Genomic DNA, 19,216 nt, shown 5'->3' on the forward strand with positions numbered 1-19,216 from the left:
CTCAGTCCGGTTCCGGTCCCCCGGAGATCCGGGTCTCCGCCCAGGTGAGCAGCTCCGGTTCGTGCAGCGACGGCAGCCACAGGTCGGCCCGCTCCGCGCCGTCCCCGGCGGGCCGGGGGCCGACCCCGAGCACCCGCAGTCCGGCGCGGTGGGCGGACTCCACCCCGGTCAGGGAGTCCTCTACGGCGAGCGCCCGCAGCGGCGGCACCCCGCACAGGCGGGCGGCCAGGAGGTACACGTCCGGCCAGGGCTTGGGGCGTACCGAGTCCCCGGTCTCGGGGACGACGATGTGCTGGAAGTGCGTGCGCAGCCCGGCCCGTTCGAGGCTGCCCTCGACGACCACCATCGGGCAGTTGCTGGCCACCGCCAGCGGCAGCCGCCCGGACAGCGTCCGTACGAGCTGGACGGCGCCCGGCATGGTGACCGGGTCGTCGGTGACCAGCTCCAGGAAGTGGTCGAGGAGCGCTCCCGTGAGGCCGGACGCCAGCTCGGGTTTGTGCACCGAGTCCGCCATCAGACGGCCGCACTCCTCGTAGTGCATGCCCTTGGCCTGCTCGGCGAACCCGGCCGGTGCCTGGAGGCCGAACTCCCGGAAGGCCAGGCTGCGGGCCTCCACCCAATGGCGTTCGCTGTCCATCAGGGTGCCGTCGCAGTCGAAGACGACGGCATCGGGCGACCAGTCGAGCAGCGGGCGGACGTGAGGGGTCACAATGGCCTCCTAGGGTGGCAGGGACAGGGGGTGGCGTGCGGAGCACGCGTCATTGAAATGCGTCATTCCCGACGTTCCAGAGGAAACGGAAAGATAGCGGCCACTACGATATTTTCGCGTCGGCAAGTCAGGCAATAACCCCATGGAGGGACTGGACCACGGCGCTGTCCGGGTGTATGGAACGGAGAGGGCGCGCCCCTTACCACCCGCCCGCGTTCCCCTTCGAAAGAAATACGTGATTACCGCGCGAGTGTGATCTCTGTTTGCTCCCGGCGTGCGCGGGCGCACTACATTCTTGGCCGTCGGAAATGCCGAGCGAGGGCAGGCGGAACGTTGCAGGAACGGGCCAGGACAACCCGCAGATCACTTCTGGAAGCGGCCGCCCAGCTCTTCGCCGAACAGGGATACGCGGGCACGAGCGTCAACGACATAAGTGCCCGGTCCGGCCGGACCAGCGGCGCCGTCTACTTCCACTACGCCAGCAAGGAGGGGATCGCCCTCGCCGTCGTCCAGCACCGCTTCGCCACCTGGCCCCAGCTCACCGCGCGCTACGTGGACGCGGCCGTCCCCCCGGTCCAGCGGCTCGTCGCCCTGAGCTACGACATCGCCCGCGCCCTCGCCGAGGACCCGCTGACACGCGCCGGCGCACGCCTGTGGGCCGAGCGCGCCATCATCGACGCCCCCCTGCCCGACCCCTTCGCGCTCTGGACCGCCGCCGCGACCCGGCTGCTCGCCGAGGCCCGCAACGCCGGTGACCTGGCCAGACACGTACGCCCCGCACCCACCGCGCGGACCCTGGTGCGCGCGTTCTTCGGGCTGTGCTCGCTCACCGAGGCGCTGGAGGGCGCGGCCACCGTCACCGACCGGCTCACCGACTGGTGGCAGCTGACCCTGCCCTCGCTCGGGGCCGCCCCGGTGACTCACCCGTGGGACGGCGTCCCGGCGGCTGTGCCATCGCCGATCCCGGTGAGCCGGCGGAACGACAGGCCGTCGTAGGAACCCGTCTCGTACAGCACACCCACCGTGCCGGGGCCGAGCTGGACCAGGTCGGAGTAGGCGGCGCGGCCGTCGTCCAGGGTGGTCAGGCGGGTGAAGCCGCGCCCCGCGTCGGTGCTGGACCACACGGCCATGGCGCGGCGGGCGGTCGGCACGGAGGGCGCGGAGAACAGCAGCGGGGCGCCGGCGCCCCGGAGCTGGAGGACGCTGCCCTGGACCACGGGGACGTCCTTGAGCGTGCGCTGGGCGGCGAAGGGGCGGTCGAGGGTGGCGCCGCCGTCGGACGAGTAGCTGTCGAGACGGTTGCCGGGGGCGCTGCCGTACTGGTCACGGGCACTGAAGTAGATCCGCCCGTCCGGGAGTTGGGTGGCGCTGGTCTCGTTGACGTCGACGACCCCGCTGGGCCCGGTGGCGGTGAAGCCGAGGTGCCAGGTGCGGCCGCCGTCGTCGCTGTAGAGGGCGTGGCCGGCGTAGTGGCGGGACTCGCGGCCGGTGTCCTTCGAACCCTTGGGCGGAGCGGTGGAGTGATCGGCCGGGACCAGGATGCGCCCGGCGTGCGGCCCCCGGGTGAGGGCGACGGCGTGACCGGGTCCGGTGGCGTACCAGCGCCAGCCGGGGCGTTCCACGTCGGCCGTGATGTCCTGCGGCGCGGTGAAGGTGCGGCCGTCGTCCGAGCCGCGCTGCACGTAGACCCGACGGCCCCGGTCGGCCGCCACCTGGCCCCGCATGATCTGGTCCTCTGTCACACCCCCCGCGTTTCCGCAGGTCACGAGGATGATGGCGCCGGTGCGCGGGTCGACCGCGGGGGCCGGGTTGCCCCGGGTGTTCCCGTCGCCGGCGGCCACCACGGCGAGCGGACCCCAGGTGCAGCCGCCGTCCGTGGAGCGGCGCACCACCACGTCGATGTCCCCGCTGTCGCCGAAGCCGGCGCGCCGGCCCTCGGCGAAGGCGAGCACGGTGCCGCGAAGGGTGCGGACCAGGGCGGGGACACGGTAGGCGGCGTACCCGCCCTGCCCGGAGACGTACGGCCGCGAAGAGGCGCACCCCGGCGCGGAGCCGAGGGGCCCCGCGGCGGCGGGCAGTGCGGCCGAGGCGAGGGCGGCGAGGAGGGTGAGGCCGGTGAGCACGGTGCGTCGCAGCGGAGTCACGCCGTGATGCTGCCCCGGAACGGGCGGACGCCACTACTCCGTTCGAGGGAATCGGCGGGAGCCGGCGCGACGGCCGCCGGGGGTCAGGACGGGGTGCGGGCCGCCTCCAGGAGTCGGGTCACGTCCTCGGCCGGGAGCGTCAGGGCCGCGCCGACCGTGGTCAGGGCGTCGCGTTCGGCGGGGGTGTAGGGGCCGTCGGCGAGGGCGATGCGGGCGCCCTGGAGGAGCAGGGACTCGCGCCCGGCCGGGGCGAGGTGCGGGGCGAGCGGGTCAAGCGCCTCGTGCAGCTCTATCGTCAGGCTGGCTCCGCAGGGCTCGCCCAGGACCCGCCCGGTGTCGGCGGCCAGGGCGTCGACCAGGGCGGCGAGCTGCTCCTCGGTGCAGTCGTCGACGCCGCCCGCGCGGACCGCGGCGCAGGCCGTCTCCAGGGGCGCGCGGGAGCCGGTGCCGCCCGCGGCGAGGACGGCGAGGGCGACGGTGTGCACGCCGTCGCGGAGCATCGCGGAGAAGCGGCGGGTGGTGGGGTGGTCCAGCACGTCGGTGCCGTAGTGGTGGCCGCAGGCGGCGCACTCCACCACGGGCCCGGTGGACCCGCGCGGCAGCACCGGCACCCCGAGCAGGGTGAGCCGGCGGCGTCCGGTGAGCCGCTGGTAGTTGCGGTCGCCCCCGCAGCCGGGGCAGTAGAACTCGCCGTCGCCGACGGGTGTCCACGCGGTGCGGGTGCCCAGGACGCACAGGGCCCTGGTGGCACGGTCGTCTCGTCCCCTTACCGGCAGCACGTCGCACCTCCCTAGAGCACGGCACCATCGCCGCGCTGGCGTGATGTTAGCCACATCACGGAGGCTGAGTCAGTACCCCGGACGAGACCAATCTGTGACCTGTCCGGCCCTATGGCCGAGAAACGACGAGGCCCCGGCCGCCGTGCGCGGCGACCGGAGCCTCGAAACCCCCGGTGGGGGTGGGTCAGCGGGTGGCGCGGTTGACGGCGGAGACGACCGCCTTCAGCGAGGCACGCGTCGTGTTCGCGTCGATGCCGATGCCCCACAGCACCTGGCCGTCGATCGCGCACTCGATGTACGAGGCGGCCTGCGCGGAGGCGCCCTCGCTCATCGTGTGCTCCTGGTAGTCGAGCAGGCGGACGTCGATGCCCACGCTCTGCAGGGCGTCGAAGAAGGCCGAGATCGGACCGTTGCCGGAGCCGGTCAGCACGCGGTCCTCGCCGTCCACGGTGGCCTCGACGGTGAGGGTGTCCACGCCGTCGTTGTCCGTGGTCGACTGGCCGTTCCTGACCTGGATGCGGCCCCACGGGTCGGCGGAGTTCGGCAGGTACTCGTCCTGGAAGACCGACCAGATGTCCTTCGGGGTGATCTCGCCGCCCTCGGCGTCCGTTTTCGCCTGGATGATCTTCGAGAACTCGATCTGCATCCGGCGCGGCAGGTCCAGCTTGTGGTCGTTCTTCAGGACGTACGAGACACCGCCCTTGCCGGACTGCGAGTTGACCCGGATGACGGCCTCGTAGGAGCGTCCGACGTCCTTGGGGTCGATGGGCAGGTACGGCACCGCCCACTCCAGGTCGTCCACCGTGACGCCCTTGGCCCGAGCGTCGGCCTCCATCGCGTCGAAGCCCTTCTTGATGGCGTCCTGGTGGGAGCCGGAGAAGGACGTGTAGACCAGGTCGCCCACGTACGGGTGGCGCGGGTGGACCTCCATCTGGTTGCAGTACTCCCACGTACGACGGATCTCGTCGATGTCGGAGAAGTCGATCTGCGGGTCGACGCCCTGGGAGAACAGGTTCATGCCCAGGGTGACCAGGTCGACGTTGCCGGTGCGCTCGCCCTGGCCGAACAGGCAGCCCTCGACGCGGTCGGCGCCGGCCATCACGGCCAGCTCGGCCGCCGCCACCGCCGTACCGCGGTCGTTGTGCGGGTGCACGGACAGGCACACGTACTCGCGGCGGGACAGGTTGCGGTGCATCCACTCGAAGCGGTCCGCGTGCGTGGAGGGGGTCGAGCGCTCCACCGTGGCGGGCAGGTTGAGGATGATCTCGCGGCCCGGACCCGGCTGGTAGACGTCCATGACCGCCTCGCAGACCTCCAGGGCGAAGTCCAGCTCGGTGTCCGTGAAGATCTCGGGGCTGTACTGGTAGCCGAACTCGGTCTCCGGGCCCAGCAGCTTCTCCGCGTACTCCATCACCAGCCGGGTGCCGTCGACGGCGATCTGCTTGATGTCGTCCATGGAGCCGCGGAAGACGACCCGGCGGAAGACCGGGGCGGTGGCGTTGTACAGGTGGACGGTGGCGCGCCGCGCGCCCTTCAGGGACTCCACCGTCCGCTCGATCAGGTCCTCGCGGGCCTGGGTCAGGACGGAGATCGTCACGTCCTCGGGGATCGCGCCCTCTTCCTCGATGATCGAGCGCACGAAGTCGAAGTCGGTCTGGCCGGAGGCGGGGAAGCCGACCTCGATCTCCTTGTAGCCCAGCTTGACCAGCTGGTCGAACATCCGGCGCTTGCGCTCGGGCGACATCGGGTCGATCAGGGCCTGGTTGCCGTCACGCAGGTCGGTGGAGAGCCAGCGGGGGGCGACCGTGATCCGCTCGCCGGGCCAGGCACGGTCCGGGATGTCCACCTGTTCGTAGCGGCCGTACTTGTGGATCGGCATGGAACTGGGCTGCTGGCGGTTGGCCATGGTGCGTGGCTCCTCAAGGGGGTCCGGATGTCCGAGTGGACGGCCGACGACGCAACGCCAAGCTCCGCGGGGAGGGAGTCGGCCTCGACTACAGACCCTCGCCGCGGCAGCTAAGAAGAAGCAGCACGAAACGCATGATGCAGCGCAGCCTAGCCGAGCGGTTCAGGATGCGGGGACGCGGTCCAGTATGCGGGACCGTCGGGACAAAAGGGGCAAAAAGTGCGACAGGCCACAGGGGTGCGACACAGGCGACCCACGGGGAGCACGCCGCCGTACCACAGTGTCACGCTCCGTCGCGCCTCCTGTCCCGGTATTTCACCAATCATGGTTGCGAGTAGTGACTTTGACGTCACTCAGTGCAATGGTCGATGGCATGACGACGAGGAACGGGGCCCTCGAGCCCGTCTTCTGCACCATCGTGCCGCCGCACGTCCTCGACCAGCTCTCCCGGGCCGAGGACCCGGACGTGGCGGCACCCGCCCGCCGCTCCCTGGAACACGACGCCTACCAGCGCACCCGGCGGCGGCTGACCACGGTGATCGGCGCCACCGCCGCGGCGCTGCCCGAGGGCGCGGCCGCCGACCAGCCGCACCGCACCATCTACGACACCCACCACTCCCAGGACCTGCCCGGCGACAAGGTCCGCGAGGAGGGCTCGGACCCCGGTTCCGACGCCTCCGTCAACCGCGCCTACGCCGGCCTCGGCGCCACCTTCGAGCTGTACCTGAAGGTGTACGGCCGCCACTCCATCGACGGCGGCGGAATGCCGCTCGACGCCACCGTGCACTTCGGGGAGGGATACGACAACGCCTTCTGGAACGGCGAGCAGATGGTGTTCGGCGACGGCGACGGGAAGGTCTTCCTCGACTTCACCATCCCGGTCGACGTCATCGGCCACGAGCTGACCCACGGCGTCACCCAGCACACCGCCAACCTGGAGTACTTCGGCCAGTCCGGCGCGCTCAACGAGTCGCTCTCCGACGTCTTCGGCTCGCTGATCAAGCAGTACGCGCTGGGCCAGACCGCCGCCGAGGCCGACTGGCTGATCGGCGCGGGGCTCCTCGCCCCGGAGGTGCACGGCAGCGCGCTGCGCTCGATGAAGGCCCCGGGCACGGCGTACGACGACCCGAACCTCGGCAAGGACCCGCAGCCCGCGACCATGGAGCACTACGTGCGCACCGGCCGCGACAACGGCGGGGTGCACATCAACTCCGGCATCCCCAACCACGCCTTCTACCTCGCCGCCAAGGCCCTCGGCGGCCACGCCTGGGAGAAGGCGGGGCAGGTCTGGTACGACGCGCTGACCGGCGGCGAGCTCAAGTCGGACGCGCAGTTCGCCGACTTCGCCACGCTCACCGCGAAGGCGGCGCGCCACCGGTTCGGCGCCGACGAGCTGGAGGCCGTGCAGAAGGCCTGGGAGCAGGTCGGGGTGCATACGCGGTAGCGCGCGTCCGGTACTCGCCCCGCGGCGGCGCCCGCGCTGCGACACTGGACCCATGCGGATTCAGGTGACGCGCACGGGCGGTTTCGCGGGCATCGAGCGCCGGGCCGAGGTGGACACCTCGACCCGGCCCGACGCCGAGGAGTGGGAGGCACTGGCCGGACGCGTCCTCGCGTCCGGCGAGGCCACCCCGCCGGCGGGTGTTCCGGACGGCTTCGGCTACGAGATCACGGTGGACGGCCGCACGGTGTACGCGGCCGACCCCCGGCTGACCGAGGAGCAGCGGGAGTTGGTCTCCCGGGTGCTCAAGGAGGGCGCCTGACGGCAGCCCCCCGCGTCAGCAGTAGCCCTTCTGGAGGAAGCCGCGCCGGCCCGGGGTGCCGAGGTCCAGCGGGATGTCGACGTGGCTCGGCAGCTCCGCGAAGGACGCGTTCGGCAGGATGAACTCCCGGCCGGTGTACCGCTGTCGTACGGTCTGGGCGCGGGCGGGCTTGCACACGAACGGGTTGGCGTACGTGTTGTAGCCGAGACCCACACCGGTGTTGAGGAACCCGGCGTCCTGGCACTGGTACAGCACCCCGCGCAGGGCGGCGGCGGTGCGCGGCCCGGTGTAGCCGGACTGGAAGTTGGCGAAGCAGGCCAGCGAGGACGCGCCGTCGTACGGGGAGGGTCCCGCGGCGGCCAGCGCGTCGAGGAAGTCGCGGTTGCAGCCGATCGCCGCCGAGGGCGCGGCGCCCTTGAGGAGCAGGTCGCGCTCGCAGCCGGTCACCTTCTGGAAGGCGCCGACGACGTCCTCGTCCTTGCGAAGGCGTGAGTAGGCGAGCACCAGGTCGCGCTGGGCCGAGAGCGGGTAGGCGTTCGTGTGGCCGAACTCCTCGTCCAGGAGCCGGAACCAGGTCTCGAACGCCGGGACCTGGGCGCGGACCCCGGACGGCACGGTGTAGACGGCGAGATCGGTAGGAGTGTCCCAGCTGTCGAGCCCCGGGTAGCCGACGTAGGACAGGACGCCGATGCCGGTCTTCGGCGGCTGGTCGCCGTACCGGCTGCGCAGCTGGAGGTACCGCTCCAGGTTGGTGTTCGAGCCCGCCCACGCATACCAGAAGCCGCTCGGGTAGAGGGTGGTGTCGCCCCGGGTGTGGGTGGTGCCGAACAGGAACGGGGACACGCAGCGCACCTGGCGGGCGTCCCAGGCGGCCTTGTACTCGGCCGGGGTGGAGACGCAGTCGGTGGACGCCGGCTCGCGGCGGGTGCCGGCGAGCGCGCCGGGCACGCCGGCCAGCAGGACGAACAGACACGCCGCGAGCACGGTGAGCAGCCGTGTGCGCGGACCGGTGGTCAGCTGATGGACTGTCATACGGTTCAGTTTCGGAACGATCGGGCGGCGAATGCCAGTCGATTGGGCCATGCGGCCCACACCAGACGACCGCTGGAGCCGCTGCGCGCACGGGCGTTGACTTCGTTACCGGCGGTACGGATGATCCGGCCATGGCGACTGACGCAGTCAATCCGATCCCCCGTTTCCCGGCCGGCTTCCTGTGGGGCGTGTCGACCTCCGCCCATCAGATCGAGGGGGCGGCCGACGAACGGGGGCCCTCGGTGTGGGACGAGTTCACCGCCGAGCCGGGCCGGGTGAAGGACGGCTCGACGGCGGCGGTGGCCTGCGACCACTACCACCGCTACCGCGAGGACGTGGCGCTCCTCGCCGGCCTCGGCGTGAACGCCTACCGCTTCTCCGTCTCCTGGCCGCGCGTCACCTCCCCGGGCGGCCTGGACTTCTACGACCGGCTGGTGGACGAGCTGTGCGCGGCGGGCGTACGGCCGGTCCCCACCCTCTTCCACTGGGACCTGCCCGCATCCCTCGACTGGCTGGAGCGCGACACGGCGTCCCGGTTCGCCGACCATGTGTCGACGGTCGCCGAGCGCCTGAACGACAGGGTCGCCAAGTGGATCACGCTCAACGAACCCGCCGAGCACACCCTGCTCGGCCACGCCCTCGGCGTGCACGCCCCCGGCAGGCGGCTGCTGTTCGACGCCCTCCCGGTGGCCCACCACCAGCTCCTCGCCCATGGCCTCGCGGTACGGGCCCTGCGCGCGGCCGGCGCCACCGGCATCGGCATCGCCAACTCCCACGGCCCGACCTGGCCGGCCTCCGCCGACCCGGCCGACGTGGCGGCGGCGGGCTTCTACGACACCCTGCTCAACCGGCTCTTCGCCGAACCGGTGCTGCTGGGCGAGTACCCGGACGGACTGGGCGAGTCGATGCCCGCGAGGGACGTCACGGCGGACCTGAAGGTGATCGCGGAACCCGTCGACTGGTACGGCGTCAACTACTACGCCCCGACGCTGGTCGGCGCGCCCCTGGGCACCGGGACGGAGTTCGGCGGCGTCCCGATACCCGCCGAACTCCCGTTCTCCGTGAGGGAGATAACCGGCCGCCCGAAGACCGACTTCGGATGGCCGGTGGTCCCGGAGGGGCTGACCGAGCTGCTGTGCGGCTTCCGGGAGCGCTACGGCGACCGGCTCCCGCCGATCGTCATCACCGAGAACGGCTGCTCGTACGAGGGCCTCGACGACCAGGACCGCATCGCCTACCTGGACGCCCATCTGCGCGCCCTGCACGCCGCGCTTGAAGCCGGGGTGGACGTGCGCGGCTACTTCGTGTGGTCCCTGATGGACAACTTCGAGTGGGCCGAGGGCTACGCACGGCGCTTCGGACTGGTGCACGTGGACTACGAGACGCTGGAGCGGGTGCCGAAGGCGTCGTACCACTGGTTCCGGGATGTGCTGCGGGCGCAGGGATGACCACCGTCCGCCCGCCGGCCGCGCTCACGGAGCCGGCCGAACCGGTGGGGCGGGGCTGGACGGCGACGCTCGCGCTGGCCAACGGCGCGATCTGGGTGGGCTGGTTCGGCCCGCTCCAGATCCTGCTGGCCTCCCAGGCGGGGGACCTCGCGCCCGGCACGGGGATGTCCAAGGAGACCCTGCTGGCCTGGGTGACCGGCACGGGTGCGGTGGTCTCCCTGCTCGCGAACCCGTTCTTCGGCGCGCTGTCCGACCGTACGACCGCTCGTGCGGGCCGCCGTACGCCGTGGATCGCGGCCGGGGCGGCGGGCGGGGCGCTGTCCCTGCCGCTGCTCGCGGGCGCGGGCGGGCCGTGGTCGATGGCGCTCGGCTGGTGTCTCGTCCAGCTCACCCTGAACGCGGCCTTCGCGGCGGTGACGGCGGCCGTCCCGGACCGGGTGCCGAGGCGTCAACGGGGTGCGGTGGGCGGCTGGCTGGGCGCCGCGCAGATCCTGGGCGTGGTCGCGGGCACGGGTCTGGCGACGGCGGCGGGCGGAATCGGCGCGGGGTACGTGGCCTGCGCGGTGTGCGCGGCGGCGGGCGTCCTCCCGTACCTCCTCCTCTTCCGCGACCTCCCCCTCCCGCCCGCGGACCGCCCCCCGTGGTCCTGGCGGGGGTTCCTCGCGGGCTTCTGGCTGAACCCGCGCCGGTACCCCGACCTGGGCTGGGCCTGGCTCACCCGGTTCCTGATCAACCTCAGCAACTCGCTGGTGCTGCTGTACCTCCTGTACTACCTCCGCGACCGGGTCCACTACCCGGATCCCGGCCGGGGCGTCCTGATCCTGACGGCGGTGAACGGCGCGACCCTGCTGGCGACGGTGGTGATCGGCGGCGTGTGGTCCGACCGCGCGGGTCGCCGCAAGCCGTTCGTGGTCTGGTCGGGTGTGCTGATGGCGGTGGCGACCGCGGCGCTGGCCGGCTGGCAGACCTGGCCGGGCGCGGTGACGGCGGCCGCCGTCCTGGGCATCGGCTTCGGCGTCTTCACCTCCGTCGACTTCGCCCTGATGACGGACGTCCTCCCGCACGCCCTCTCCCGGGGCAAGGACCTGGGTCTCGTCAACGTGGCCAACGCCCTCCCCCAGGCCGCTGCCCCGGCTCTGGCGGCGCCGCTGGTGGCGTACCTGGGCGGGTACCGGGTGCTGTACCTGGTGTCGGCGGCGATCGGACTGGCGGGGGCGGTGCTGGTGGGGCGGATCAGGGGGGTGCGCTAGCCGGCCGACCGGGACCCGCGCGCGGCCCGGGAGGCGGAGAACGGAGTGGTCGTGGGCGGCCGGGAAAGAGGCGTCAGAAGCCGAGCTTGCGGAGCTGCTTCGGGTCGCGCTGCCAGTCCTTGGCCACCTTGACGTGCAGGTCCAGGAAGACCGGCGTGCCCAGCAGCGCTTCGATCTGCTTGCGGGACTTGATGCCGACCTCCTTGAGGCGCTTGCCCTTGGGGCCGATGATGATGCCCTTCTGGCTGGGGCGCTCGATGTAGACGTTCGCGTGGATGTCGAGCAGCGGACGCTCCGCCGGCCGGTCCTCGCGCGGCAGCATCTCCTCCACGACCACCGCGATGGAGTGCGGCAGCTCGTCCCGCACGCCCTCCAGCGCCGCCTCGCGGATCAGCTCGGCGACCATCACCTGCTCCGGCTCGTCCGTGAGGTCGCCCTCGGGGTAGAGCGCGGGCCCCTCGGGCAGCAGCGGCACCAGCAGGTCGGCCAGCAGCTCCACCTGCTTGTCGCCGACCGCCGACACGGGCACGATCTCCGCCCACTCGAACCCCAGCTCCTTGCCGAGCTGGTCGATGGCGATCAGCTGCTCGGCGAGGGTCTTGGAGTCCACGAGGTCGGTCTTGGTGACGACGGCGACCTTGGGCGTCTTCTTGATCCCGGCCAGTTCCTTGGCGATGAACCGGTCACCGGGTCCGATCTTCTGGTCGGCCGGCAGGCAGAACCCGATCACGTCGACCTCGGCCCACGTCGTGCGCACGACGTCGTTCAGCCGCTCGCCCAGCAGCGTGCGCGGCTTGTGCAGTCCGGGGGTGTCGACCAGGATCAGCTGGGCGTCCGGCCGGTGCACGATGCCCCGCACCGTGTGCCGCGTCGTCTGCGGCCGGTTCGAGGTGATCGCCACCTTCTGCCCGACCAGAGCGTTCGTGAGGGTGGACTTGCCCGCGTTGGGACGGCCCACGAAGCAGGCGAAGCCGGCGCGGTGGACGGTTTCCGCCGACTGCTCGGATGACTGGGTGCGAACGCTCATGCCGTTCATTGTCCCTGATCCCGGAGCCCCCGCCGCACCGCGAATCGACGGTTACGACGTGTCACCGCGGCGTCACGGAAACGTGTCCTGCTGCGCCAGGCGATCACCACTCCGAGCACCATGAGCACCATGAGCACCATGAGCACCAGCAGCAGCCACGGCACCGCGCGGAACGACGCCCCCGCCGACGCCGACGCCCCCTGCGCCCGCGCGCTCACCGCGATCTCCGCCCGGTCCAGCACCGGCGTGCCGCGCCACGTCTCGGTGAGCCGAACCGACTGCCCGGGAAGCAGCTCGGCGGGCACCCGGGCCGCCCGGCGGTCCAGCAGGGTACGGCCGAACAGTCCGCGCGCCGTCAGCCGCACCGTGGGCCGCAGCGTGACGTTGCCCGTGTTCCGCAGGGTGTACGACACGACCGCCGTGCCCGTGCCGAACAGCAGCGGCTGGTGATGGCTGACGCTCGGGCGGGAGACCGCCAGCGCGGGCAGCGCCGGACCGCTGACCCGCAGGTACACCCGCGCGCCGACCGCCCGCCGCACCCCCAGCGCGAGCTTCCCGCCGCCCGGCTCCACCCGCTCGTCCAGCGCGACGATCGCCCCGGGATGGTCACCGGGCTCCGCGCCGGGCGGCACCCGCAGGGTGAACGGCACGGTCACCGTCCGGTGCCCCGGCACCGTGATCCTGGACCTGGCGAGCCGCGCCCACGCCCCCACCCCGCGCATCGTCTCGCCGACCGTCCGCACGGCGAAGCCGCCGTCCCGGGGGGTGTTGTAGGCGTCGGCCGCGTACAGCCGGAAGGTGAGCGGCTCACCGGTCCTGTTCTGGACGGCGACCTTGTCGGTGAGGGTCTGGCCGGGGCCGGCGGAGAGGTAGAAGTAGGGCCGGGCCGCGGCCTGGGCGGCGACCGGGTACACCGACCAGCTGCCGTTGTCGGCGGCCCGCGCGGGCACCGGCGGCAGGACGGCCGGCAGCAGGCTCACCAGGAGGACGCACACCGTGCGCAGGGCCGCGGGCCCCCACGGCCGCGAGAAGGCCCGGACACGGGCGGGTGCGGACGCCCGTGCGCTCATGACAGGGTGAGCGTGAGCACGCCGGAGTACGCGCCCGGAGGCGTGAACGCGGGTACGTCCAGGGAGAGTCCGGCGTCGACGGTGAACTCGCCGCCCGTCAGCGTCCCGTCCGGCGTCCCCGCGAGGGTGGCCCCCGAGGAGCCCACCGTCCCCGCCGAACCCGCCGTGCACGTGCTGGGACTGCCCGCCTTGGTCGCACAGGACGGTGTCCAGCTGAGCCGGTCCGCGCCGATCTTTCCGCCGGGACCGGTGAAGTCGGTGACCTTCCCGGTCAGCGACCAGCCCGCCGGACCGCCGCGGAAGTCCTTGACGGTCACCGTCCGGAGCGCGCCGGTCGAGGCGCCGCCCCGGCCGAAGTCGACCCCCGACAGCGCGACCGAGTCCCCGGCCTGGGTCATGGCGAGCGTGCCCGCCTTGACCGTGGTGGTGAGTTTCTGGCTGCCGGGCGGCACGGGCACGTTGACGACGTAGGCCGCGGGGCCCGCGCCGGTGTCGGCGTTCCAGGAGCCGCCCTCGTACGCGACGATCCCGGTGGTCGAGGTGTCGTTCACGACGAGGGAGCCGCTGAAGGAGCCCTGCCCGTCCGCGGTCACGCTCGCGGTGTCCCCGGTCTGGGCGGTGCCGGAGCGTCCGGCGAGGGTGACGGCGGCACCCGGGGTGAAGCCCGTACCGCTGACCTTGACGCTCGCGCCCGGGTCGCCGGTGGCCGAACCCAGCGTGATCGCCCGGGTGTTGGCCGGGGTCCCCGCCGTCGCCGTGATGGTCTCGGACGCCGGTGCGGGCGGGTTCGTGACCGTGCACGGGGTGTCCAGCTCCATGATGTAGCTGGTGTGGATGTTGTAGTCGCCCGGCGCGAGGGTGATCTTCCCGGGCTTGGTGACGGTGAAGGTGCCCGTCATGGAGAAGGACGGGAAGGCGGCCTTCCCCGGCACCGGGGGGTTCTTCTTCGGGCCGGCGACCGTGACGGCGCCGCTCTGGGCACCGCCCAGGGCGACCTTGCCGGTCGGGGTCATGATGTCGGCGGGCAGCGCCAGATCGGTGGGGTTGCTCGCGGCGGCCTCGACCACGGTGTAGGTGACGGTGACCGTGTCGCCGACCTTCGGGCTGGTGTTGTCCGCCGACACGGTGGCGGTCGTGGTGCCGTCGATCGGCGGCAGGCCCGCGATGGCGGGCGGGATGCAGTGCGTGGCGAAGTCCACGTCCGCGCCGGCGGCGCCGGCCGGGCAGGCCAGCGCGCCGCCCGCGGTGACCGCGAGCGCGGTCGCGCCGAGCAGTGACGCCCAGCGCCACCGTCCAGTTCTTCGGGCTGTGAGACCCATGGGCCCCCTCCTGAGGGTGGTGGGCGCGGCCGAACGGGCGCCCCGACAGGGGGCATTGGCGGGGCGGCGAGGCGAGAAGTCAATGGCGATGCCGCAGAATTCTGACAGCTCGTCAGTTTCTGCGGCATCCAGGGGGAACCGGAACGGACCGGTCGGCCGGGGCGGGCTCAGAACACGAACGGCCCCGGCGACTGCGGACCGCTCGCGGTGCACGTCACGGGGATGCCGAAGATCACCATCTTCAGCGAACCGCCGTACGCGTCCAGGCTGTACCCGGAGGCGACGGTGCCGGAGAGCGGGCCGACGCTGACCGGGTCGCCCGGGTTCATGACCGGGTTCCTCGTACCGCTGAACACGACGCTGCCGCCGCCCGCCTTGGCCATGGTGAGCGTGGAGGTGATCGAGTTCGCGGCCACCGTGACCGGGGCGCTCATCGCGGTGGAGGTGAGGCTGAGGGTGGCCGAGGTGCCGCTCTGGGTGGCGGTGAGCGTGGCCGTGCCGCCGCCGAAGATGCCGCAGCTCGCGGTGATGGTCGCCGACTGGGGAGTGACGGCGGCCGCGGAGGGTGCGAGGGCGAGACCGGTGACCGCGAGGGCCCCGGCCGCCAGGGCCGCACCTGTTGCCGTGCGCATGACTCTCATGGGGATCCGCTTTCCTTCCTGCTGGGCACGCCGGACGTGCCGTGTGGGGTGATCGGAAGGTGCGCCGACGAGCGGCAGGCCGGTCGGGCGGGTGCGGACGCGCCGGACGGCGGTGCGGATCTGACGGGTCGTCGGGACGTACGCGTTCATTGACGCGCGCGCCCCGCGACCCAGCAAGGTTGAATTCCAGCCGACCTTTCGGTCGGTTTCCTTCGGGCGGCCGGCCCCCTGCGGACGCTCAGCCCTCGGCCCGGCCCGCGGCGACGGTCGCACGGACCGTGCCGTCCGCTCCGGCGAGCAGCACCGGCGTGTCCGCGCCCCCGAGGTCGGCGACCGCGGCCAGGTCCTCGGCCGGCACCGACTCCGCGTCGCCGACCACCGCCGCCGCCTCCAGCGACGCGGCCCCGGACGCCACCGCCATGGCGACGGCGGTGCGCAGCGCGCTGAGCTTCAGCGAGGCCAGCTCCACGGTCCCGGCGACGTAGGTGCGCCCGGTGTCGTCCCGTACGGCCGCCCCCTCGGGCACTCCGTTGCGGGCCCGCGCGGAACGGGCCAGGGTCACGATCTTGCGGTCCTCTGGGGCAAGCGCGCTGCTCTCGGTCATGCCCCGAGCATACGAAGGCGCCCGTGACCCCACGACGTCACCCCGCCACCGGGTACATCGCGCCCCGGCGTCCCTCCGGGGAGGCCAGCCACTCCAGCTTCTCGGCGGTGTTCGCCTCGTCCAGCGGGGTGTGCAGCACGATCATCAGATCCGGTCGGGCGGGAACCTTCAGCACCGTCGACTCCACCACCAGCAGCCCGGCCAGCGGATGCGACAGCTCCTTGCGCACCTGGCCCTGGTCCTCGATGTCCCGCTCGGCCCACAGCGCCGTGAACTCCTCGCTGGCGGCGCTCACCTCGGCGAGCACCTCCCGGAACCCCTCGTCGTCGGGGCGCGCCGCGCACGCGGCCCGGAACTGCGCCACGACGGTGCGCGCGTTGCGCTCCCAGCTCTGGCTGCGCTCGCGGTACAGCGGGTCGGTGAAGAAGTCGATCAGGCAGTTCTGGGTGATGCCGGGGCGCATCCCCAGCACGATCGCGGCCGCGTCGTTGTACTGCACGCAGTTGTAGTAGAGGTCCATGATGTGCGCCGGATACGGCATCCAGGTGTCGATGAGCCGCCGCAGCCCGTCGCACATGTCCTTCCTGCCGGGCACCACTTCGGGCGTCGGCGGGTTCAGCCCGGCCAGCAGATACAGGTGCCGGCGCTCCGCGTCGCTGAGCCGCAGCACCCGGGCGACCGCGTCCAGCACCTGCGGGGAGACGGAGATCTCCCGCCCCTGCTCCAGCCACTGGTACCAGGAGGCACCCACCCCGGCGAGCACGGCGACCTCCTCGCGGCGCAGTCCGGGCGTGCGGCGCCTGCCGCCGCCGGCGGGCAGTCCGGCCTGCTCGGGACTGACCCGGGCACGCCGGCTCATCAGGAACTCGCGCAGCTCGTCACGCCGACGACCGCGCGTCGCCTCAGCAGCAGGCACGTGCCGCCCCTCCCCCGTCGGTGCTGTCCGGTGGCCCGTCTGGTGGTGCCACCACCACCATAAGTTCCGACTCCCCACCCGTATTCCGTTCGCCCGAAGCTCTTGCCATGGCGATCGACACCACCACCCAGACCTCCCCCGAAGCGGTCACCGCGGCGCCCGGCATCCCCCGGTTGTCGACGCGTGACAAGTTCGTCCTGTTCGTCCTGTGCGCGGCCCAGTTCATGGTCGCGCTGGACTTCTCCGTGCTGAACGTGGCGCTGCCCGACCTCGGCCGCGATCTCGGCATGAGCCGGTCCGCGCTGCAGTGGGCCGTCACCGCGTTCGCGCTGCCCTCCGGCGGCTTCCTGCTGCTGTTCGGACGCGTCGGCGACCTGTTCGGGCGCCGCAGGCTCTTCCTCACCGGCCTCGCCCTGTTCGGCGCGGCCTCGCTGCTGTCCACCCTGGCCTGGGACCCGGCCTCGTTCCTCACCGGCCGCGCCCTCCAGGGGCTCGGCGCGGCGGCGATCGTACCGACCGGCATGTCCCTGCTGACCACCATCTTCCCGGAGGGCCCGGCCCGTGACCGCGCCCTCGGCATCTCCGGAACCCTGCTGTCGCTGGGCTTCACCATCGGCATGGTCGCGGGCGGCACCCTCACCGACGCCTTCGGCTGGCGCTCCACGATGGCCCTGCTGACCCTGTTCGCGCTGATCGTGCTGCCGCCGGCGCCGGGTCTGCTGCCGGCGTCGCTCCCCCACGGCCGCAAGGCCACGGCAGGCACCCCCGGCCCGGACCGGCCGCGCCTGGACGTGCCCGGCGCGATCACCGTGACCACCGGACTGCTGTCGCTGATCTACGCCCTGTCCACCGCCGCCGACCACGGCTTCGGCCGCGCCGACGTCATCGCGGCCCTGGCCGCCGGGCTCCTGCTGCTGGCCGCGTTCGTGCTGGTGGAGTCCCGCTCGGCGAGTCCCCTGGTCTCGCTGCCGATGCTGCGCCGGCGCACGGTGGCATGGGGCAACGCGGGCGGCCTGGTCACCTTCTCGATGATGTCCACGATCGTCTTCGTGCTGACCCTGTACCTCCAGGAGATCCTCGGCCTGTCCGCCTTCGAGACCGGTCTGGTCTTCGGCTTCCAGGGGCTGCTCTCCGTGGTCGCCGGCACCCTCGCCCCGAAGGTCATCGGCCGCCTGGGCGCCCGCCGCACCCTGGTCGGCTCGCTGGCCGGCCAGGGCGCGCTGACCTCGGCGCTGCTCCTGCTGGGCACCCACGGCTGGTCCGTGTGGCTCGCCACGGCCGCGGTGGCCCTGGCCAGCATGTGCCACCTGGGCGCCATCATCTCGTACGGCCTGACCGTCACCTCCGGCGTCCCGGACGAGGAACAGGGCCTGGCCACCGGCCTGGTGACGTCCACCCAGCAGGTCGGCGTCACGATCGGCATCCCGCTGCTCGGCGTGCTGGCCACCACCTCCGGCGACCTGCTGACCGGCGTGCACACGGTGGTCGCCCTGGACACGGCGATCGTGCTCGGCGCCGCGGTCCTGACCGGGCTGGGCCTGCGCCGCTCCAGGGCCTGAACTCAGTCCAGGGTCTGGACGATCTCGCTTCGCGCGGCCGTGTGCACCACACGGCCGCGCGCGCCGTTGACCAGCGGGAGGTACGGCGCCACGTGCCCGCACTCGACGTCGGCGAGGATCGGCACGCCCAGCGGCCCGAGGGCGTCGAGGACGGCCGCGTCCTGGGTGAGGGCCGGTGTGCCGGGCGCGTGGGTGCGGCCGACGAGGACGGCGGCGGCCCGGTCGAAGAACCCGGCCAGGCGCATGCCGTGCAGATGGCGGGCGATGACGAGCGCGTCGTCCTCGCATGCCTCGACGTAGACGAGCAGCGGCTCCTCGCCCGCGAAACGCGTCGTGTCCAGGTAGCGGCTCCCGGCGAGCGGGGCGACGGTCTCGACACAGCCGCCGAGCAGCCGCCCCTCGACGTCCACGTCGCCGTCGCCGTCCAGCCGCCGCCAGCCGCCCTGGCCGTCCAGGGTGAACTCGCTGATCCCCGGATCGGCGGTCCAGTCGTCCCAGCCGGTGGTCCGGTGCCGGCCGGGCGGGGTCTGGGCGAACGGCTCGCCCTGCGGCGCGGCCACGATGTCCAGCCAGGACACCAGCCCCTCGGGCACCCGGTACGGGGTGTCCATGAGGTTGTTGCCGTGCACGGTCGCCACCCCGGTCAGCAGGGTCAGCGGGGCGAGCACGGTCGACATGTCCGAGTAGCCGACGAGCCAGGTGGGTTCGGCCCGGCCGATCGCCTCGAAGTCCAGGTGGGGCATCAGGTCGATGGCCATCTCGCCGCCCCACGGGGGCACCACGGCCCGCACGGCGGGGTCGGTCAGCATCTCCGTCAGCTCGGCGGCGCGTTCGGCGGCCGGGGCGCTGATGTGGGTGGTGCCGTCCATGCACCGGCCGACGACCACCTCGTAGCCGCGCTTCTCGATCTCCTTGACCGCGACGTCGAGACGCGCCCGGAGAGGCTCGGCCACCCCCGAGGAGGGAGAGGTCACACCGACACGGTCACCGGGGCGCAGGGGGCGCGGATATCGAATGGTCATACGGGATGCTCTCGGACTCCCCGGGCC

General features: G+C 72.6%; 18 protein-coding genes. 6 read left to right on the plus strand and 12 right to left on the minus strand.

Translation table 11 applies throughout. The annotated features are described in order from the left end of the window. Position 1 precedes the first annotated feature (1 nt). Entirely contained in the window at positions 2-709 is a 708-nt protein-coding gene (locus VT52_RS20940) for an HAD family hydrolase (RefSeq protein ID WP_046422257.1), read from the minus strand. A 333-nt stretch (positions 710-1,042) separates the two neighbouring features. Between VT52_RS20940 and VT52_RS20945 the strand changes: the two genes are divergently transcribed. Continuing rightward, positions 1,043-1,705, plus strand: a complete 663-nt coding sequence (locus VT52_RS20945) for a ScbR family autoregulator-binding transcription factor (RefSeq protein WP_046422258.1) — start codon at positions 1,043-1,045, stop codon at positions 1,703-1,705. Here VT52_RS20945 and VT52_RS20950 read toward each other — a convergent pair. The 3 genes from VT52_RS20950 to leuA all read right to left on the minus strand — a co-directional run bounded on the left by VT52_RS20950 (position 1,630) and on the right by leuA (position 5,538). Continuing rightward, positions 1,630-2,853 carry a sialidase family protein gene (locus tag VT52_RS20950; RefSeq protein ID WP_046422259.1) on the minus strand — a complete coding sequence of 408 codons (1,224 nt, stop codon included), beginning with the start codon at positions 2,851-2,853 and terminating at the stop codon, positions 1,630-1,632. The two genes, VT52_RS20945 and VT52_RS20950, sit on opposite strands and share 76 nt — an antisense overlap. Before the next feature lie 83 nt (positions 2,854-2,936). Beyond that, positions 2,937-3,632, minus strand: coding sequence for a TerB family tellurite resistance protein (locus tag VT52_RS20955; RefSeq protein WP_046422261.1), 696 nt, complete (start codon positions 3,630-3,632; stop codon positions 2,937-2,939). Positions 3,633-3,816: 184 nt separating this feature from the next. After that, positions 3,817-5,538 (minus strand): 2-isopropylmalate synthase, encoded by a 1,722-nt coding sequence (gene leuA, locus VT52_RS20960; protein WP_046422263.1) that lies wholly within the window; start codon positions 5,536-5,538, stop codon positions 3,817-3,819. A 373-nt stretch (positions 5,539-5,911) separates the two neighbouring features. On the opposite strand from leuA, the gene VT52_RS20965 reads away from it, so the two are divergent. After that, positions 5,912-6,982: a M4 family metallopeptidase gene (locus tag VT52_RS20965; protein ID WP_046422265.1), complete on the plus strand. Its 1,071-nt coding sequence runs from the start codon at positions 5,912-5,914 to the stop codon at positions 6,980-6,982. Between the two features lie 52 nt (positions 6,983-7,034). Then, on the plus strand, positions 7,035-7,301 hold the full coding sequence (locus VT52_RS20970) for a protealysin inhibitor emfourin (RefSeq protein ID WP_046422267.1): 267 nt from the start codon (positions 7,035-7,037) through the stop codon (positions 7,299-7,301). 15 nt (positions 7,302-7,316) lie between these two features. Here the strand turns inward: VT52_RS20970 and VT52_RS20975 are convergent, their stop codons facing one another. Further along, entirely contained in the window at positions 7,317-8,333 is a 1,017-nt protein-coding gene (locus tag VT52_RS20975) for a hypothetical protein (RefSeq protein WP_046422269.1), read from the minus strand. Between the two features lie 131 nt (positions 8,334-8,464). Here VT52_RS20975 and VT52_RS20980 point away from each other — a divergent pair, with 131 nt between their 5' ends. Further along, positions 8,465-9,781, plus strand: coding sequence for a GH1 family beta-glucosidase (locus tag VT52_RS20980; RefSeq protein WP_079175159.1), 1,317 nt, complete (start codon positions 8,465-8,467; stop codon positions 9,779-9,781). Next, positions 9,778-11,031 carry an MFS transporter gene (locus tag VT52_RS20985; RefSeq protein ID WP_046422270.1) on the plus strand — a complete coding sequence of 418 codons (1,254 nt, stop codon included), beginning with the start codon at positions 9,778-9,780 and terminating at the stop codon, positions 11,029-11,031. Before VT52_RS20980 ends, VT52_RS20985 begins: the two co-directional genes overlap by 4 nt. A 73-nt stretch (positions 11,032-11,104) precedes the next feature. Here the strand turns inward: VT52_RS20985 and era are convergent, their stop codons facing one another. From era to VT52_RS21015, 6 genes are all read right to left on the minus strand, one after another. Continuing rightward, positions 11,105-12,058: a GTPase Era gene (gene era / locus VT52_RS20990; protein WP_046422271.1), complete on the minus strand. Its 954-nt coding sequence runs from the start codon at positions 12,056-12,058 to the stop codon at positions 11,105-11,107. 5 nt (positions 12,059-12,063) lie between these two features. Continuing rightward, positions 12,064-13,062 (minus strand): WxL protein peptidoglycan domain-containing protein, encoded by a 999-nt coding sequence (locus VT52_RS20995; protein WP_046422320.1) that lies wholly within the window; start codon positions 13,060-13,062, stop codon positions 12,064-12,066. Positions 13,063-13,124: 62 nt separating this feature from the next. Then, positions 13,125-14,447: a beta-xylosidase gene (locus VT52_RS21000; protein ID WP_046422272.1), complete on the minus strand. Its 1,323-nt coding sequence runs from the start codon at positions 14,445-14,447 to the stop codon at positions 13,125-13,127. Positions 14,448-14,614: 167 nt separating this feature from the next. After that, positions 14,615-15,088: a hypothetical protein gene (locus VT52_RS21005; RefSeq protein WP_046422321.1), complete on the minus strand. Its 474-nt coding sequence runs from the start codon at positions 15,086-15,088 to the stop codon at positions 14,615-14,617. Between the two features lie 238 nt (positions 15,089-15,326). Further along, a complete protein-coding gene (locus VT52_RS21010; RefSeq protein ID WP_046422273.1) occupies positions 15,327-15,692 on the minus strand; it encodes a cytidine/deoxycytidylate deaminase family protein in 366 nt (121 codons plus the stop codon). A gap of 37 nt (positions 15,693-15,729) precedes the next feature. After that, complete coding sequence (locus VT52_RS21015; protein ID WP_046422274.1) at positions 15,730-16,551, minus strand: helix-turn-helix transcriptional regulator; 822 nt, start codon at positions 16,549-16,551, stop codon at positions 15,730-15,732. 164 nt (positions 16,552-16,715) lie between these two features. On the opposite strand from VT52_RS21015, the gene VT52_RS21020 reads away from it, so the two are divergent. Next, on the plus strand, positions 16,716-18,167 hold the full coding sequence (locus tag VT52_RS21020) for an MFS transporter (protein WP_046422275.1): 1,452 nt from the start codon (positions 16,716-16,718) through the stop codon (positions 18,165-18,167). Between the two features lie 2 nt (positions 18,168-18,169). Here the strand turns inward: VT52_RS21020 and VT52_RS21025 are convergent, their stop codons facing one another. Continuing rightward, the gene (locus VT52_RS21025; protein ID WP_046422276.1) at positions 18,170-19,189 is read right to left on the minus strand and encodes a S66 family peptidase; all 1,020 of its coding nucleotides are present in this window, start codon (positions 19,187-19,189) and stop codon (positions 18,170-18,172) included. Positions 19,190-19,216: the final 27 nt, after the last annotated feature.

Origin of the sequence: Streptomyces malaysiense (assembly GCF_000980885.2) — a bacterium.
Lineage (GTDB): Bacteria > Actinomycetota > Actinomycetes > Streptomycetales > Streptomycetaceae > Streptomyces > Streptomyces malaysiense.

Bases quoted from the DNA above. Each gene is read 5' to 3' on its own strand.
- VT52_RS21020 (WP_046422275.1), top strand. From the start codon at position 16,716: ATGGCGATCGACACCACCACCCAGACCTCCCCCGAAGCGGTCACCGCG.
- VT52_RS21025 (WP_046422276.1), bottom strand. From the start codon at position 19,189: ATGACCATTCGATATCCGCGCCCCCTGCGCCCCGGTGACCGTGTCGGT.
- VT52_RS20980 (WP_079175159.1), top strand. From the start codon at position 8,465: ATGGCGACTGACGCAGTCAATCCGATCCCCCGTTTCCCGGCCGGCTTC.
- VT52_RS20975 (WP_046422269.1), bottom strand. From the start codon at position 8,333: ATGACAGTCCATCAGCTGACCACCGGTCCGCGCACACGGCTGCTCACC.
- VT52_RS21000 (WP_046422272.1), bottom strand. From the start codon at position 14,447: ATGGGTCTCACAGCCCGAAGAACTGGACGGTGGCGCTGGGCGTCACTG.
- VT52_RS21005 (WP_046422321.1), bottom strand. From the start codon at position 15,088: ATGAGAGTCATGCGCACGGCAACAGGTGCGGCCCTGGCGGCCGGGGCC.
- VT52_RS20985 (WP_046422270.1), top strand. From the start codon at position 9,778: ATGACCACCGTCCGCCCGCCGGCCGCGCTCACGGAGCCGGCCGAACCG.
- VT52_RS20970 (WP_046422267.1), top strand. From the start codon at position 7,035: ATGCGGATTCAGGTGACGCGCACGGGCGGTTTCGCGGGCATCGAGCGC.
- VT52_RS21015 (WP_046422274.1), bottom strand. From the start codon at position 16,551: ATGAGCCGGCGTGCCCGGGTCAGTCCCGAGCAGGCCGGACTGCCCGCC.
- era (WP_046422271.1), bottom strand. From the start codon at position 12,058: ATGAGCGTTCGCACCCAGTCATCCGAGCAGTCGGCGGAAACCGTCCAC.
- VT52_RS20965 (WP_046422265.1), top strand. From the start codon at position 5,912: ATGACGACGAGGAACGGGGCCCTCGAGCCCGTCTTCTGCACCATCGTG.
- leuA (WP_046422263.1), bottom strand. From the start codon at position 5,538: ATGGCCAACCGCCAGCAGCCCAGTTCCATGCCGATCCACAAGTACGGC.
- VT52_RS21010 (WP_046422273.1), bottom strand. From the start codon at position 15,692: ATGACCGAGAGCAGCGCGCTTGCCCCAGAGGACCGCAAGATCGTGACC.